At 65.6% G+C, this 2,553-nt stretch carries 2 protein-coding genes and 1 pseudogene; all 3 read right to left on the bottom strand.

The features are described 5' to 3' along the window. A pseudogene (locus ACE3S9_RS18380) lies at positions 1-465 on the bottom strand (metallophosphoesterase); the annotation flags it as partial. Beyond that, complete coding sequence (locus ACE3S9_RS18375) at positions 462-1,661, bottom strand: efflux RND transporter periplasmic adaptor subunit (RefSeq protein WP_374547920.1); 1,200 nt, start codon at positions 1,659-1,661, stop codon at positions 462-464. The pseudogene ACE3S9_RS18380 and the gene ACE3S9_RS18375, both read right to left, overlap by 4 nt. Position 1,662: 1 nt before the next feature. Then, positions 1,663-2,553 (bottom strand): ABC transporter permease (locus tag ACE3S9_RS18370; RefSeq protein ID WP_374547919.1); only part of this gene is annotated, 891 nt, incomplete at its 5' end.

The following is a 2,553-nucleotide window of genomic DNA, read 5'->3' as shown; positions in this document are numbered from 1 at the left end:
GGATTGATACGGACCGAACGTTTCTCCGCGATAATCGCCGGTGAGGACGCACAGGTCATAGGAGAGGCCGGAAGCGATTTCAGCCACGCGCCGCATGGCGCGCGCGCTCATGTCTGCGTGAAGATCGGAGAGATGAAGGATCGAAAACCCGTCGAATGCGGGATCGATCCTGGATGATGAAACGACATTGTGACGCAATTCGACCTGTCCGGCGTTCCGCAAGCCGCGCCAGTAAGTCCCCGAGATTCGAAGCAGGACATGAAGGATCGCCCGCGACAGGGGGATGTTCTCCAGATGGATGAACGTGAGCCCCTGGCCGAAGGCCTGCATCTCGTGGTCGTCTTCGATTCCCAGCCGCTGGCGCGCGTGCACCCGGCCGAGGCGGCCGTCAAGGACGCGCACCACCTCGTCGGGACGCAGAAACGAAGAAATCCTGCTTGCGTTCGGAGGGGGCGTCTCGATCACGGTTCCCGATCTCCGGTTGTGACCCTGTCGCCATCGCGAAGGGTCGGGGGAGGAAAAAGGACGACGCGCTCGCCGGGCGCAAGTCCGAACATCACCGCGGCGTCGTTTTCGCCGCGACGGCCGATCGTGACGGGCCGAATGCGAGCGCGGTCGTTCTCGATGACGAAAACGCTCCAATCAGCCTGCTGCTTGAAAAGGGCGCCGAGGGGTACGATCGCGGCGTCCGGAATTCGGGCGATTTCGATGCGGGCCTCGATCCGAAAGGCGTCGCCGAGCCGGCGCCATTCCTCAGGCGACGAGGCGAAGTCAAGCACGACATTGACCCGCTGTTCGTCGACGCCGAGCGCCGAAACCTTGGTGAAGGCCTCCGGCTCGATCCGGGCGACGCGCGCCGACAGCGGGCGTGGCCCGCCCCAGCGTTCGATAACGGCGTTCGCTCCCGGCTGAATCTGGACCGCATCCGTGGTGAGAACGTCGGCGATGATTTCGAGGCGTCTCGGGTCGCCGATCTCCACGATGGGCGACCCGATGGCGACCGGCCCCTCGCTCTCCTGGGCGACCTTCAAGACCACGCCTTCGATCGGAGAGCGAATTTCAACACGGCGGGCTTCCGTTTCCTTCCTGCCGGCGACGTCCAGGGCGGCGCGCGCCAGAGCCTCCTCGTGCTCAGCCATGTGAGCGCCGAATTCCGCGCTGGCCAGTTCCCTTTCGGCGAGGGTGTTGGCGAGTTCGTCGCGTTCCCGGCGAGTGGCGGTGACGACGCCTTTCGTCTCCAGCGCAGCGGTGCGCTCCAGATCGGCCCGCGCCTGCATCCGCCGGGCGCGCGCGCTTTCCAGCACGGCGACGGCGCGGCTGCGTCCCGCTTCGGCGGCGCCGAGCCGTTCTTCAAGCTCCTGGCGCGCGCGCGGATCTTCGAGCGGCGCCAAGCCGGGGGCAATGACCGCGATCACCGTGGAGGGATCGACGGGATCGCCGACCTCAAGCCCCGTCCGCGCCACGATCCCCGCGACCGGCGCCGTCACCAGATAGCGATCCCTTACGCGCGTCTTGCCCTCGTTGAGCACGGTCTGGATGAACAGGCCCCGCGTCACCGTCGCCGCTTCGACGCGGGTCGGAGGACGCATGAAAATGACGGACGCCGCGGCGACGGCGCCGACGCCGGCGAGAGCGAGGGCCGCCCATTTCAACCGCTTCATCTCATTCCCGCCCTTTCAGCGCCGAAACGAGGTCCATTCGCCACAGCTTGCGGCCCATGATGGCGGCGCTCACGACAGCCGCTCCCCCCACCAGCGATGCGGCCCAGAAATAGGAGCGCGGGGCGATGGCGGCGGGAATTTCGAATGTTTCGGTCTGGAAGGCCAGAAGCAGCAGCCGCACGAGGAAATATCCCGCGACGAGGCCGAGGGGAATGGCGAGGCAGACTTCGGCGAGGATTTCGGAAAAGAAGATCCGGGCCGTTTCATAAGGCGTGAAGCCGAGAATGCGCAGCATCGCAAGTTCCAACGACCTCTCCTGGAAGCCGATCCGCAGATTATTGTAGACGACGCCGATGGCGATCGTAATCGAAAAGGCGGTGTAAATTCCCGCCAGAAGCAGCACCACCGCGCCGGTCGAGTCGCGGAAGTTGCGAATGGACCGCTCTTTCAGGCTGACAGTCGATATTTTCGGCGTCTGTTTGGTCGCCGCGTAGAATGCGTCCGCCTGAGAAGCGTCGAGGCGGACCGCGACCGCGCTGACGGCCCGATCTTCCTGCAGGAGACGGTTCATCGTTTCCCAATCCATATAGGCGGACAGGCCGATCAGGTCGTTCACGACGCCCGCGAGTGGAACTACGGCCCTCTTCCGGCGTCCGTCGAGAATGTCCAGGCCGACCAGATCGCCGGTCCGCAGGCGCAGGCGCTCCGCCAGCCGTCGCGACAGGAGCAGGCCGTCCTTGGGCGCGACGACGACATCCAGCTCGCCGTCGAGCAGGCGGCGCAGTTGCATCCGATCCGACGAACCCGTCAGCAACGTCTGGTATTCGAGATGGCCGGACCGCAGGCGAACCGGCGCGATCCGCAGCGGCTCCGCCAGCAGCACGCCAGGCAT

The sequence above is a fragment of the Rhodoblastus sp. genome, from assembly GCF_041915505.1.
Taxonomy (GTDB): Bacteria; Pseudomonadota; Alphaproteobacteria; order Rhizobiales; family Beijerinckiaceae; genus Rhodoblastus.
The sequence above is the reverse complement of the archived record's forward strand: the minus strand, read 5'-3'. Positions and strand labels throughout refer to the sequence as shown.